Annotated in this window: 14 protein-coding genes; 3 read left to right on the plus strand and 11 right to left on the minus strand. The window is 72.0% G+C overall.

Annotated features, from left to right (window positions below):
- Window positions 1–16 precede the first annotated feature (16 nt).
- Window positions 17–751 (minus strand): D-Ala-D-Ala carboxypeptidase family metallohydrolase, encoded by a 735-nt coding sequence (locus NI25_RS11970; RefSeq protein ID WP_061442438.1) that lies wholly within the window; start codon window positions 749–751, stop codon window positions 17–19.
- Between the two features lie 182 nt (window positions 752–933).
- On the opposite strand from NI25_RS11970, the gene NI25_RS11975 reads away from it, so the two are divergent.
- Window positions 934–1491, plus strand: a complete 558-nt coding sequence (locus NI25_RS11975; protein ID WP_061442439.1) for a glycoside hydrolase family 25 protein — start codon at window positions 934–936, stop codon at window positions 1489–1491.
- 9 nt (window positions 1492–1500) lie between these two features.
- On the opposite strand, the gene NI25_RS11980 is transcribed toward NI25_RS11975, so the two are convergent.
- The 3 genes from NI25_RS11980 to NI25_RS38475 are packed head-to-tail and all read right to left on the minus strand — an operon-like array spanning window position 1501 to window position 2734.
- The gene (locus NI25_RS11980) at window positions 1501–2337 is read right to left on the minus strand and encodes an NADPH-dependent F420 reductase (RefSeq protein ID WP_267485594.1); all 837 of its coding nucleotides are present in this window, start codon (window positions 2335–2337) and stop codon (window positions 1501–1503) included.
- Window positions 2316–2528, minus strand: a complete 213-nt coding sequence (locus NI25_RS11985; protein ID WP_061442441.1) for an EF-hand domain-containing protein — start codon at window positions 2526–2528, stop codon at window positions 2316–2318. Before NI25_RS11985 ends, NI25_RS11980 begins: the two co-directional genes overlap by 22 nt.
- A gap of 47 nt (window positions 2529–2575) precedes the next feature.
- Window positions 2576–2734, minus strand: a complete 159-nt coding sequence (locus NI25_RS38475) for a hypothetical protein (protein WP_228955451.1) — start codon at window positions 2732–2734, stop codon at window positions 2576–2578.
- A gap of 72 nt (window positions 2735–2806) precedes the next feature.
- Here NI25_RS38475 and NI25_RS11990 point away from each other — a divergent pair, with 72 nt between their 5' ends.
- Window positions 2807–3448, plus strand: a complete 642-nt coding sequence (locus NI25_RS11990) for a GNAT family N-acetyltransferase (protein ID WP_061442442.1) — start codon at window positions 2807–2809, stop codon at window positions 3446–3448.
- Window positions 3449–3464: 16 nt separating this feature from the next.
- Here the strand turns inward: NI25_RS11990 and NI25_RS11995 are convergent, their stop codons facing one another.
- The 5 genes from NI25_RS11995 to NI25_RS12015 all read right to left on the minus strand — a co-directional run bounded on the left by NI25_RS11995 (window position 3465) and on the right by NI25_RS12015 (window position 8424).
- Window positions 3465–4079: an ADP-ribosyltransferase gene (locus NI25_RS11995; RefSeq protein WP_061442443.1), complete on the minus strand. Its 615-nt coding sequence runs from the start codon at window positions 4077–4079 to the stop codon at window positions 3465–3467.
- Between the two features lie 97 nt (window positions 4080–4176).
- Window positions 4177–4680, minus strand: a complete 504-nt coding sequence (locus tag NI25_RS12000; RefSeq protein WP_061442444.1) for an ATP-binding protein — start codon at window positions 4678–4680, stop codon at window positions 4177–4179.
- Window positions 4681–4986: 306 nt separating this feature from the next.
- Window positions 4987–5754, minus strand: coding sequence for an enoyl-CoA hydratase/isomerase family protein (locus NI25_RS12005; protein WP_061442445.1), 768 nt, complete (start codon window positions 5752–5754; stop codon window positions 4987–4989).
- Between the two features lie 67 nt (window positions 5755–5821).
- Entirely contained in the window at window positions 5822–7018 is a 1197-nt protein-coding gene (locus NI25_RS12010; protein WP_061442446.1) for a L,D-transpeptidase, read from the minus strand.
- A gap of 155 nt (window positions 7019–7173) precedes the next feature.
- On the minus strand, window positions 7174–8424 hold the full coding sequence (locus NI25_RS12015) for a L,D-transpeptidase (RefSeq protein WP_061442447.1): 1251 nt from the start codon (window positions 8422–8424) through the stop codon (window positions 7174–7176).
- A gap of 155 nt (window positions 8425–8579) precedes the next feature.
- Between NI25_RS12015 and glgX the strand changes: the two genes are divergently transcribed.
- A complete protein-coding gene (gene glgX, locus NI25_RS12020; protein WP_061442448.1) occupies window positions 8580–10874 on the plus strand; it encodes a glycogen debranching protein GlgX in 2295 nt (764 codons plus the stop codon).
- Between the two features lie 33 nt (window positions 10875–10907).
- On the opposite strand, the gene NI25_RS12025 is transcribed toward glgX, so the two are convergent.
- On the minus strand, window positions 10908–11609 hold the full coding sequence (locus tag NI25_RS12025; RefSeq protein WP_324610071.1) for a response regulator transcription factor: 702 nt from the start codon (window positions 11607–11609) through the stop codon (window positions 10908–10910).
- Window positions 11599–12852 (minus strand): sensor histidine kinase, encoded by a 1254-nt coding sequence (locus NI25_RS12030; protein WP_228955447.1) that lies wholly within the window; start codon window positions 12850–12852, stop codon window positions 11599–11601. Before NI25_RS12030 ends, NI25_RS12025 begins: the two co-directional genes overlap by 11 nt.
- Between the last annotated feature and the right edge of the window lie 24 nt (window positions 12853–12876).

Here is a 12876-nt window from a genome sequence, read left to right on the forward strand (position 1 = left end):
TACGGTCGCCGGTGGCTCAGATCCCGCAGTTCGGGGCCGACCAGTACGGCGACGGGTCGAAGGCCACGTGGGTGTGGTCGTTGTGGCCGGGGTAGCCCGGGCCGAGGATCTCCGAGAAGCCGTGGGTCCTGGCCTGCTGGGCGAGCCGGCAGAAGCTGGGCGAGCCGGTGAGGTCGGCGGCGTCGCCGTAGAGGTGGCGGCTGGTGGACGAGCCGCCGACGGCGTTGTTGCAGGCGCGGGAGCGGAAGCCGCTGGAGATGGTGATCGGCACGTCGCCGAGGGCGTGCCGCATCGCCTCCAGCTTCCACATGGTCTTCAGGGCGTTCGACTTGGCGGTGGCCGCGGAGACCGCGCCGCCGGACCAGTCGGAGTTGCACTTGTTGAGTTCCGCGTAGGTGAAGTGGACCGGGGTGCAGTCGGCGTCCTGGAGGGCGTAGATCTTGCTGAAGGTCGCGGGGCCCGCGACGCCGTCCGCGGCCAGCCCGTAGGCGGCCTGGAACTTCTTGACGGCGGCGGCGGTGCGGGCGCCGTACTGGCCGTCGTAGGCGAGCCGTTCGCCGGAGGTGACCCAGCCGGCGACGCGGATCTGCAGCTGCGTCACGTCGCCGCCGGAGGAGCCCTGGGAGAGGGTGCGGTTCCAGGTGTAGCAGGAGTCGGCGTGCGCGGCGGTGGCGGTGGCACCCACCCCGACCGCCATTCCAGCCATGAGCATGACAAATGAGAGAAGCAGGCGTGACACGCGTCTGAACATCCCGGCCTCCCGACCGTCGAGTCGTCGTCCTGAACCGGAGCCCAGCGTGCGGCACCCGCGCTACGCGCGTCAATGGCGCCCGGGCGAAGGGAAGTCGACGTTTCCGCCACCGACGGGGATCGCCCGTGTCATCGTGGGGAATAACCAACTCCCGTCCCCCCACAGCTCCTCAGGGAGGCCCCATGCTGCGTGGCATCGATGTCAGCGCCTACCAGTCCTCCAGCTACGACACCGACGGCCTCTCCTTCGTCTTCGTGAAGGCGACGGAGGGCCGTTCGTACGTCAACCCCAAGCTCTCGGCCCAGACGAAGCGGGCCCGTGACGCCGGACTCGTCGTCGGCTTCTACCACTTCCTGTGGCCGGGCAACCTCAGCGCCCAGGCCGAGTACTTCGTCTCCAAGGCCCCGGACCGCAAGGGCGACATCCTCGCCGTCGACTGGGAGACCAACGGCGAGGGCACGCACCCGAGCAACGCGGAGAAGGACAGCTTCATCAGGAAGGTGAAGGCGCTGCGGCCGGACAACCGGGTCGTCCTCTATGCCAACCGGCATTTCTGGCTCAACATCGACACCACCTCGTATGCCGGTGACGGTCTCTGGATCGCCGACTACGTCTCGGCGGGCAAGCCGCGCATCCAGGCGAAGTGGCGCTTCCACCAGTACACGGACGACCCGGTCGACACCAACGTGGCGGACTTCGCGAGCAAGGCCGCGCTCAGGGAGTGGGCCGAGAGCGCCTGAGGGCGGGCCTCAGCCCCGGAAGCCCGCGGGTCGCTCCGGGGAGGCCTCCGCCAGCGCCTTGGTGACGCCGTCGATGCCCTCGCGCAGGCCGTAGACCGGGGTGTCCGGCTGCTGGCGCCAGGAGTCGTCGATGCCGCCGGCGTCGACGGTGTCGAAGCCCAGCTCGTCGATCAGGGCACGGACCTTCGCCTTGGCCGCCTCGTCGTCGCCGGCCACCGGGAGCGCCATGCGGTCGGGTGCGCCGGCCGGACGGGGGCGGTCGAGGATGTCCTGGGCGTAGGTGCCGTTGAAGGCCTTGACCACCGGGTGGCCGAGGTGGCGCTCGGTCCAGCGGCTCTCGGTGAGCCCGTCGTCCTCGATGGCGGCGATCCTGCCGTCCCGCTGCTGGGGGTAGTAGTTGCCGGTGTCGATGACCGCGACGCCGTCGGCCGCCCCGTCCAGGACGCCGGACGGCAGGTCCGGGATGCGCTTCAGCGGGATCGTGACGACCACGATCTCGGCGCCGCGCGCCGCCTCCTCCACCGGTACCGGGGTGGCCCCGGTCTCCTCGGCCAGTGCCGTGAGCGTGTGGGGTCCGCGCGAATTGGCGACGGAGACGTGGTGTCCGAGGGCGGTGAGCCGCCTGGTGAGGTTGCCGCCGATGTTCCCCGCGCCGATGATGCCGATCTTCATGATGCTGACTCGCCTGGCCCTTCGGAGGTCGTGTCGTGCGGAGCCCGTCGGCTCGCGCCCATGACCCGCACCAACCTCCGGCCGGTTTGCCGTATTCCGGGAGGGGCGCCCGTCCGGGTGACCCGGCGGGCGCCCCTCCCGGCACGTCGTCGCTACTTGTTCAGGTGGGCCCAGAACTCGTCGAACGACAGCTTCTTGTCACCGTCGAGGTCACGGCTGGCGATGATCACCTCGGCCACCGACTCGGTGACGTTCCAGTCGCCGCCCTGGGCGAGCGCGGTCTTGAACTCGGCCGCGGTGATGAGGCCGTCACCGTCCGTGTCGATCCGCTCGAACTGCTTGCGTGCTTCCTCGATGTCGGCCACCGGTCCGCCCCTCGTTTCGTGCATGGGTCCATCTGACGCAGGTCAGATTAACCGGCCGCCCGAGCGCCCAGCTCGGCGACCACCCACCCGAACCGTTCCTCGTGGGCCGACGGCGGCTGCGCGCCGTTCACGATCGCCGACGACTTCCGGCAGCGGGCGAGCCGGACGTCGGTCACCGCGGTGAGGCGTGGTGCGCCGATGGTCATGAGGCCGGTGCCGTCCTGGGTCAGGTCTGGGAGTCTGTGCTAGCCAGTGGGGGGAGACTCAAGGAGCGCGGTGTGGCGGAGAGCCTGCGGGACATTCTGGACGCGGCGGCGCGGGGCGTGTTCCCGGCGGCGGACGGCGGGACGAGCGTCGTGCCGCAGCACGGCCCACGGGACGCGGGGGTCGTCGCCTTCACGGCCCACTCGGTCGTCTTCACCGACGACGCGGAGGAGGGGTGGGTGCGCAGGACGCTGGCGTCGCTGGACTGCGACCCGCTGGCCGCGACCATGAACTCCCGGTTCCTGACGGCCTTCGCGGAGCGCACCGGGCGGACGACGGACACGATCGACGTGCTGCTGACCGGGGCGCCGCTGACCGGGCGCCCCGAGGTGGCCCTGGAGGAGGTGGCCGATCCCGGGCATCCCCGCGTGGTCGCGGCCCGGCGGCGGCGCGACGAGGTACGGGTGTGGGCGGCGGACGGCGGGGTGCTGGTGCTGGGCCGCGGGGTCGGCGGGCGCCTGGAGGTCGCCGTGGAGGTGGCGGAGGGCGCCCGGCACCGGGGGCTGGGGCGGCGGCTGGTGACGGCGGCGCGGCGGCTGACCGGGGGTGAGGTCGTGTGGGCGCAGGTTTCGGCGGGGAACGCCCGCAGTCTGCGGGCGTTCCAGGCGGCGGGTTACCGGCCCGTGGGGTCGGAGGCGCTGTTCCTGCGCCCCTGAGGCGGGGCGGTCGGCGTCAGTGCCAGGGCTGGTAGTGCGGGTTGCTCTCGCACTCGCTCATGATCTCGGTCTTGGTCTGCCGGTCCACCGGACAGACGCCGATGATGTACTTCCGCTGGATGCCGCCGGGGAAGGCGACCTCGACCTGGTCGGCCCACTTGTGGGTGTCGCCGATGGTCTTGTTGACGTCGATGCCGCCGGGGGCGTCGATGTAGTAGTTGTAGCCGGACTTGTACCAGGTCTTGTAGAGGTCGTGGTCGTAGGTCGTCGAGACGAACGGCGAGGGCTGGTTGACCAGGACGTACTTCTCGACGTCGTACTGGCCGTTCTCGACGTCCTTGGCGTGGAAGCCCTCTTCGAAGACGACCTGGGGGCCGCGGCTGTCGCTGCGGTAGAGGGTGCCGCAGGTGGTGCGCCAGACCGGCTCCGGGGTGATGCGGTCGACGTCGACGCCCCGGTCGGCGGCGGCCTTGGTCTTGTCCTCGAACTGGGGGCAGGCCGGGGCGGCCTTGGCAACGGCGCCCGACGGAGCCGGGGCGGCTGCGGGGGCGGTGGCGGCGGTGGTGGCGAGGACCGCGGAGAGCGACAGGACGGCGGCGGCGGTCCGTCGGCGCAGGCGAGTGGTGATCATGCGGATACGATCCCGGCTGCGGAGCGACGCGTTCCGGATTCTCACCCGTAGGTGGCGTGTCCGGTGAACGGACTTGCCTTCCGCGGCAGATGGGCTCTCAGCGGTCCACGACCCGCATCTCGAACCACGTGGTCTTCCCGCGCGGCAGCAGGTCCACGCCCCACCGGTCGGACAGCTTGTCGACGAGGAAGAGGCCGCGTCCGCTGATGTCCGTCTCCTGCACCGGCATCAGGCAGGGCAACCCCCGGGAGGGGTCGCGGACCTCGACCCGGATCCAGCCGGGGCGGCGGCGCATCTGGAGGCCGAAGACGCGGGCACCGGTGTGCCGTACGGCGTTGCCGACCAGCTCGGAGACGAGCAGGACGGCGTCCTCCGTGACCTTGGGGCCGAGCTTCCACTGGCGCAGGGCGACGACCTGGGCCAGCCGGCGGGCGGTGGCGGCGGACTCGGGGCGGGAGGGTAACGGAACTTCACGCTCCGTCGGGTTGCCGAACAGTTCCAGCGCCTTGAGCGCGCGCTCGTCCTCGACCGCCGGCGACCAGCGCGCCGCGGTCGCACGTCCGGCTCCCCGCGGCTGTTCCGTACCATCCAGCCCCGCCATTCCCCCATCATGGCCGCCTTCGGGGGGCTCCGGGGCCGTTCCCGGGGAATAGGCCCCTGCGGGGACCGGGCGGGGTGACGGTCGATCGGCATATGCCACAGGCAGTTCGTGGCCCGAAACAGGCCCATTGACCTGCGGGAACGGCTCGGCCGGAGACAAGCGACGGACTCCCTCGACAAGGCGCGCTTAATGGTGCGTTAAGGCTGCCATAAACCGCCCCATCGAGGGACCCGGATCAGACATCGCGTCAACTGCAAGAGGTGCGGCGCGACTTCCCGGAAGACGGACGCCTCCCCCGCGCCGTCGTCAGAGGAACTTCGCCTTGCCGGGACCCTCTTCGACGAAGCTGCGCATCCCGCGCTCGCGGTCCTCCGTGGCGAACAGGCCCGCGAACCAGTTGCGCTCCACGGCGAGGCCGGTCTCGATGTCCGTCTCCAGTCCCGTGTCGATCGCCTCCTTCGCCGCGCGCAGGGCGATGGCGGGACCCTTCGCGAGCCGTGCGGCCCAGGCGTGCGCCTGCTCGTAGACCTCGGCGGCCGGGACCACCCGGTCCACCAGGCCGAGCGCCAGCGCCTCGTCGGCCCTCACCTGACGGCCGGTGAAGATCAGGTCCTTGGCCTTGGAGGGGCCGATCAGCCGGGACAGCCGCTGGGTGCCGCCCGCGCCCGGGATCAGGCCGAGCAGGATCTCCGGCTGGCCCAGCTTGGCGTTCTCGCCGGCGATGCGGAAGTCGGCGCAGAGTGCGAGCTCGCAGCCGCCGCCCAGGGCGTACCCGGTCACCGCGGCGACCACCGGCTTGGGGATGCGGGCCACCGCGGTGAAGGAGTCCTGCAGGGCACGGGACCGCGCGATCATCGCCGCGTGGTCCATCACCTGCATCTCCTTGATGTCCGCGCCCGCCGCGAACACCTTCTCGCCGCCGTGGATCACCACGGCGCGTACGTCGTCGCGCCGGGTGACCTCCTCGGCCAGCTCCTTCAGCCGGTCCTGGGTGGCGACGTCCAGTGCGTTCATGGGCGGGCGGTCCAGGCGCAGCGTGCCGACGCCGTCCGCGACTTCGAGATGTACGGTCATGCTCCGCAGGTTAGCGGGCGTTCACGTGCGGTGGGGTTGCGGGTGCCGCCGGGCTTTGGGCGCGTTGTTACGCCTTCCACTTCTCCCAGGACATGTTCCAGCCGTTGAGGCCGTTGTCCGGGGCGATGGTGGCGTCCTCGGAGTTCTTGACCACGACCACGTCGCCGATGAGCGAGTTCTCGAAGAACCAGCGGGCCGGAGCGTCCTTGTCCCAGCCGCCGCGCACGTCGCGCAGGCCGATGCAGCCGTGGCTGGTGTTGCGGTTGCCGAAGGCGTCGCCGCCCCAGTAGTTGCCGTGGATGAAGGTGCCGGAGGTGGACAGCCGCATCGCGTGCGGGACGTCCTTGATGTCGTACTCGCCGCCGTAGCCGACGGTGTCGCCGTTCATGCGGGTCACCGCGAGCCGTTCGGTGATGACCATCTGGCCGTTCCAGGTCTCGTAGCCGGGGGCGCCGGTGGTGACGGGGATGGTCTTGACGGTCTTGCCGTCCCGCACGACCTTCATCGTGTGCTTCTTGGCGTCCACGACGGAGACCTGGCTGCGGCCCACGGTGAAGGAGACCGTCTTGGCCTGCTTGCCGTAGACGTCGTCGCGGCCCTCGACGCCGTCGAGGTTGAGGTCGACGGTGACCTTGGTGCCGGCCTTCCAGTACTTCTCGGGGCGGAAGTCGAGGCGGTCGTTGCCGAACCAGTGGCCCTCGACCTCGACGGCCGGCTCGGTCTTGACGGTGATGGCCTTCTCGACGTCCTCCGGGTTGGTGATGCCCCGGGTGAAGCGGATCGAGAACGGCATGCCGACGCCGACCTTCGAGCCGTCCTCCGGCGTGAAGGTGCCGATGAAGGTGTTCTTCGGCGTCAGGGTGGTGAAGCGGGAGTCCTCGGCGGCCGTGCGGCCCTCGGAGTCCTTGGCGACCGCGTGCACGGTGTACGTCGTGGAGGCGGCCAGGTGGGTGGACGGCGTCCAGGTGGCGCCGTCCCCGGATATCTTCCCGTCGACCTTCGCGCCCTTGCCGTCCTTGACGACGACCTCGGTGAGCCTGCCCTTCGACGCGCCGACCTTCAGGGCGCCGCTGGTGTCGACCGCCTCGGCGCCGTTCTTCGGCGCGATGGTGACGACGGCCTCGGACTGCTTGCTCTGTGCGGCGGTGGCGTCCTTGGCCTTCTCTCCCCCGCCGTCCCCGGCCCCCGAGCCGCTCCCACCGCATGCGGTGACGGTCAGCATCAGCAGCCCGATCGCCGCCCCCGCTATCGGACGCACCTTCACTTCGTCTCCCCTCGCCGGGCCTGGTCCGGCCCCCGCCCCAGTGCGCTCGCGCGCGCACTGGCGCATCGTAACCGCAGGCCAAAGGGTTGCGGGACAGGTGAATTGTCACCGTTCCGTACCGAGTTGGCGGCCGGGGGACGAGAGGGGCGGCCGCGTCACTTCACCGCGCTGCCCGCCTTCCACTGCTTCCACTTCATGTTCCAGCCGCCCAGCCCGTTGTCGGGGGCGACCGTCTTGTCCTTGCTGTGGACCACCTCGACGACGTCGCCGACGAGGCTGCGGTCGAAGAACCAGCCCGCCGGGGTGTCGGAACCACCGCCCTTGTCGTCGCGCAGCCCGATGCAGCCGTGGCTGACGTTGGCCCGGCCGAAGGTGTCGGCGGGGGCCCAGTAGTTGCCGTGCAGGAACGTGCCCGAGCTGGTCAGGCGGATGGCGTGCGGGACGTCGGGGATGTCGTACTCGCCGCCGAAGCCGACCGTGCGGCTGTTCATGCGGGTGACCTCGAGCATCTCGGTGATCACCATCCGGCCGTTGTAGGTGGGCGTCGTCGGCGCGCCCGCGGTGATCGGCACGGTGGCCAGCAGTGTGCCGTCGCGGCGCACCTCCATGGTCCGTTCGAGGGCGTCGACGCGGGAGACCTGGCTGCGGCCGACGGTGAAGGAAACCTTCTTGTGCTGGAGTCCGTAGACCCCCTTCGCGCCCTCGACGTCCCGCAGCCTCAGGTCGACGGTGACCTCGGTGCCGGGCTTCCAGTAGCCCTTGGGGCGGAAGTCGAGGCGGTCCTTGCCGAACCAGTGGGGACGGATCTCGACGGCGGGCTCCGCGGTGACCGTGACGGCGCGTTCGACGGCGGCGCGGTGGGTGATCTCGCGGTTGAACTCCAGCGAAACGATCATGCCGGTGCCGACGACCGAGCGGTTCTCGGGGGCGACGTAGGCGATGAAGCGTTCCTCGGGGACCTTGGTCGTGAAGGTGGTGTGCCGGGCCGAGCGGTGACCGCCGCCGTCCAGGGCGACGGCGTCGACCGTGTACTTGGCGGCGAGGGCGAGCCGGTCGTCGTCGGGCCGCCAGCTCAGGCCGTCCTCGGAGATCCGGCCGGGCACCGGGGTCTCCTGCGCGTCCTGCGACCTGACGACCTTCACCGACTCCAGGCGTCCGTCGGGCACCCGCACCGACAGTTTCCTCTCCGGCGGGACGGCCTTGCTCCCGTCGTCCGGGGTGACGCGGATGACGTCCTCGGCGGCGGGTTGTTTGCCGAACATCTCGCCGATGCCCGAGCCGATGCCGGACCCGATGCCGTCACCGTCCGAGGTGCATCCGGCGGCCCCGGCCAGCAGTCCTGCCCATGTCAGTAGGGCGGCCAGAGCGGCGCCCGCGCGCCGTGCGCGCCCGTGTACGTGCCTCACATCCACCCGTAACGACCGGTCCGCCCTGGGGAAACGTGAGTGCGAGCCACCCGGTGGGCAGAACTGTGGGGAGGACGACGCGACGGGGAGCAGCGGCCGGGACGCCGCACGCCCTCCTGCCGGACGTCGTTCCACGAGCCGTGGGAGGCTGACAGGTGTCCAGCGCAGCCGAGCAGGAGGCGGTGGCCGGGGAGCGGCCCGCCGGTGACGGGCGGGCCACCGCGGACCATCGGGGCACCGCGGACGGGCGCCCGGCCGTCGTGGTGAACGGCGCACGGCGTGCCGCCCCGCCGCCCGCCGTGCCGGCCCGGCCGGGCGCCCCGGTGCCGCTGGGCGCCCGCTTCCGGACCGGACCGGACCAGGTGGCGGGGACCAACTTCGCGCTGTGGGCGGGCGGGGCGGAGGCGGTGGAGCTGTGCCTGTTCGACGGGCCGGGTCCCGGTGCCGGCGAGCGGCGGGTGCGGCTGACCGAGCTGACGCACGAGATCTGGCACGGCTTCGTGCCGGGCGTCCTGCCCGGGCAGCGCTACGGCTATCGGGTGGACGGCCGCTGGGACCCGTGGACCGGCGCCCGCTGGAACCCGGCGAAGCTGCTCCTGGACCCGTACGCCCGCGCCGTGGACGGCGAATTCGGCCTGCCGCCCGAGGTCTACGGCCATGTGCGGGACTGGCCGGAGCAGCACGTGGCGGACACCGTCCGCGACGACCGGGACTCGGCGCCGTACGTCCCGAAGGGCGTCGTGGTCCATGACGACGACGACTGGTCGGACGACCGCCGGCCCAAGACGCCGTGGGCGGACTCGGTCATCTACGAGCTGCACGTGCGCGGTTTCACCAAGCTCCACCCGGACGTCCCGCCCGAGCTGCGCGGCACCTACGCGGGCCTCGCACACCCGGCGGCGATCGCGCACCTGACGCGGCTGGGCGTGACGGCGGTGGAGCTGCTGCCCGTCCACCAGTTCGCACACGAGAGCCATCTGCTGGAGCGCGGCCTGCGCAACTACTGGGGCTACAACTCGGTCGGCTACTTCGCCCCGCACGCCGCCTACGCCGCCTCCGGCACCACCGGGGAGCAGGTCGGCGAGTTCAAGCGGATGGTGCGCGCGCTGCACGCGGCCGGCATCGAGGTGATCCTCGACGTGGTCTACAACCACACGGCGGAGGCGGGCGAGCTGGGCCCGACGCTCTCCCTGAAGGGCATCGACAACCGCGGCTACTACCGCCTCCAGCCGGACGCCCGCCGGTACGCCGACTACACCGGCTGCGGCAACACCCTGCACGTCGTCCAGCCGCACGTGCTGCGTCTGATCACCGACTCCCTGCGGTACTGGGTCACCGAGATGGGCGTGGACGGCTTCCGCTTCGACCTGGCGGCGGCGCTGGCCCGCTCGATGCACGACGTCGACATGCTCTCCCCGTTCCTCGCGGTGATCGCGCAGGACCCGGTGCTGCGCCGGGTGAAGCTGATCGCCGAACCGTGGGACGTGGGCTCGGGCGGCTACCAGGTGGGCGCCTTCCCGCCGCTGTGGACGGAGTGGAACGACCGCTACCGCAACGCGGTGCGGGACTTCTGGCGGCACGCGCTGCCGGACGTGCGGGAGATGGGCTACCGCCTGTCGGGCTCCAGCGACCTGTACGCGTGGGGCGGGCGGCGCCCGTACGCGTCGGTCAACTTCGTCACCGCGCACGACGGCTTCACGCTGCGCGACCTCGTGTCGTACGAGCGCAAGCACAACGAGGCCAACGGGGAGGGGAACCGGGACGGCACGGACGACAACCGGTCCTGGAACTGCGGCGCCGAAGGCGAGACGGACGACCCGGCGGTGCGGGCGCTGCGCCGCCGCCAGCTCCGCAACCTGCTGACCACGCTGCTGCTGTCGACGGGGGTGCCGATGCTGGTCGCGGGCGACGAGATGGGCCGCACCCAGCGCGGCAGCAACAACGCCTACTGCCAGGACAACGAGATCGGCTGGGTGGACTGGAGCCTGCGGGACGACCCGGAGTGGCGCCCGCTGTTCGAACTGGCCTCCCGGCTGATCGCCCTGCGCCACCGGCACCCGGTACTGCGCCGCCGGGCCTTCTTCTCCGGCCGCGCGCACTCCGCGGACGGCCTGCGCGACCTGGCCTGGTTCACCGCGGGCGGCACGGAGATGACGGAACGGGACTGGTACGCCCCCGCGGCCACCCTCGGCATGTACCTGTCCGGGCGGGACATCCCGGGCCGCGACGAGCGCGGCGACCCGGTCACCGACGACAGCTTCCTGGCCGTCCTGCACGCGGGCGGGGAACCGGCCGGGTTCGTGCTGCCGGGCGCTCCGTGGGCCGAGCGGTACGAGGTGGTCGTCGACACCGGCCGGGAGGAGCAGGACGAGGCACCGGGCGCCGTGCACCCGGCGGGGGCGGAGATCACGGTGCCGGGGCGGACGGTGCTGCTGCTGCGGGCGGGGTGAGGACCCTCCCCCTGAGGGGGCGGCGCGGCCGGTTCAGCCGAGGATGCGCCGTTCGTACGCCGTCGCGACGGCCGCCGCGCGGTCGTTCACGCCGAGTTTGGCGTACAGGTGGGTGAGGTGGGTCTTGACGGTCGCCTCGCTGATGAACAGCTCCCGGGCGATCTCCTTGTTGGAGGTGCCGCGCGCCACCAGGGCGAGCACCTCGCGCTCGCGGGCGGAGAGGGGCTCGCTGCCGGGGGCCTTCGGGGCGCGGACGGCGGAGACCAGCCGGGAGGCGACCGCCGGGGAGAGGACCGTGCGCCCCTCGGCCGCCGCCCGCACCGCGGTGAACAGCTCGTCGCGGGGCGCGTCCTTGAGCAGGTAGCCGGTCGCGCCCGCCTCGATCGCGGGCAGGGTGTCGGAGTCGGTGTCGTAGGTGGTCAGCACGAGCACCCGCGCGCGGGCGCCGCGCCGGGTCAGCTCGCGGATGGCGTCCACGCCCGAACCGCCCGGCATCCGCAGGTCCATGAGGATCACGTCGGGGTCGAGCGCGGCGGCCCGGTCCAGCGCCTCGGCACCGCTCGTCGCCTCACCGAGGACGCGGAAGCCGGGCGCGGACTCGAACATGCCGCGCAGGCCGTCGCGGACCACGGGGTGGTCGTCGACGACGAGGAGGGTGATCACGGCGTCATCGGGCGTCGCGCCGCCGGTCGTTGCGTCGTCGGGCGCGCCATCGGGCGTTGCGTCATCGGTCATGGCGGACCAACGGTACGCGAGCGGAGACCGCCGTGCCGTGCCCCGGTTCCGCCTCCACGGTGAGGGAACCGGCGATGCGCTCGGCGCGGGCCCGCATGCCGTCCAGGCCGAAGCCTCCCGCGGAGGTGCGCTGCCGCGCGGCGAGCGGGTCGAAGCCCCGGCCGTCGTCGCGGATGTCGAGGGTGACCTCGTCGCCCATGTAGGAGAGGGTGACGCCCGCCCGGTCGGCGGCGGCGTGCCGGGCCGTGTTGGACAGGGCCTCCTGGGCGATGCGCAGGAGGGTGGCGGCGACCTCGTCGTGGAGCTGCTCGGCGGTGCCGGTGACGGTGAACCGGGCCTGGACGCCGGTGCGTTCGGCCCACTCCGTGACCGTCTTCTTCAGCGCGTCCGGCAGCCCGTCGTCGGCCAGCGCGACCGGTGAGAGGTTGTGCACGGAGCGGCGGGCCTCGCCGAGGCTGTGCCGGGCCAGGGCGAGCGCCCGGTCCAGGTGCTCGCGGCCGAGGGCCTGGTCCGGGGTGGCCGCCACGACCTGGAGCTGGGCGATGATGCCGGTCAGCCCCTGGGCGAGGGTGTCGTGGATCTCGGCGGCCAGCCTGCGGCGCTCGTCGGCGACGCCCGCCTCCCGGGCCTGGACGAGGAGCTGGGCGTGCAGCGCGGCGTTCTCGTCGAGGGCCTGCTGCAGGGCGGTGTTGGTGCGCTCGAGTTCGGCGATGGTCTCGACCCGGGCCCGGCTGCGGGCCTCCTCCGCCTCGGCGAGGCGGGCGAACACCACGAGGAGTATGACGTTGACCGCGAGGATCGCGCCGAACAGCATCCACCCCGTGGTGTCGTCCGGCGGCATCCCGCCCGACTGCGAGCCGGCGATCGTCACCGCCGTCAGGAACAGTCCCGGCTTGCGCAGCCGGGGCGGCAGCAGCCGGTCCACCCCGAAATAGCCGGCGTACGCGTAGAAGCCGAAGAGCGGGTTGAGCCAGGCCAGGACGAAGGCGACGGCGCAGCGCACGAAGTAGAGGCAGACACTCGCCGGGGCCGGTCCGGGCCGGGTGCGGGCCGTTGTGCTCCACCCCACTTGCGCGACGACCGCGACCGCGATCAGGGTGCCCGCGAGGTACCACTCGTGCGCGGTCATGCCGATCAGGTCGGAGGCGGCCGCCGCGACCGCCGTGCCGACGGCGAGCAGACCGTACGGCCCCCACTGGTGGAACGCCGTCCACTGGCGCTCGACGGTGCCCACGTCGGTCATCGGGCCAGTGTGGGCCATCGGTGC

The sequence above is a fragment of the Streptomyces sp. CCM_MD2014 genome (genome assembly GCF_000772045.1).
Lineage (GTDB): Bacteria > Actinomycetota > Actinomycetes > Streptomycetales > Streptomycetaceae > Streptomyces > Streptomyces salinarius.